Below are 252 nucleotides of genomic sequence, written 5' to 3'. Positions count from 1 at the left end.
GAGATATCCGCGAAGGTGATGAGGTCAAAAGAACGGGCCGCATCATGGAAGTTCCTGTAGGTGAAGAATTAATCGGACGTATCGTCAACCCGCTCGGACAGCCGGTAGACGGACTGGGTCCGATTCTGACAAGCAAAACACGTCCGATCGAAAGCCAGGCTCCAGGCGTAATGGACCGTAAATCGGTACATGAGCCGCTGCAAACGGGTATCAAAGCGATCGACGCGTTAATTCCGATCGGCCGCGGACAGC

The 252-nt window shown here is 54.8% G+C and carries 1 pseudogene; it reads left to right on the top strand.

The window, feature by feature from the left end:
* Positions 1-252, top strand: a pseudogene (locus SB658_RS25935) (F0F1 ATP synthase subunit alpha); the annotation flags it as partial.

It is taken from the genome of Bacillus sp. SIMBA_008 (genome assembly GCF_046535495.1).
In the GTDB taxonomy this organism is placed as follows: Bacteria; Bacillota; Bacilli; order Bacillales; family Bacillaceae; genus Bacillus; species Bacillus subtilis.
This window is presented reverse-complemented; position numbering and strand designations above follow the sequence as displayed.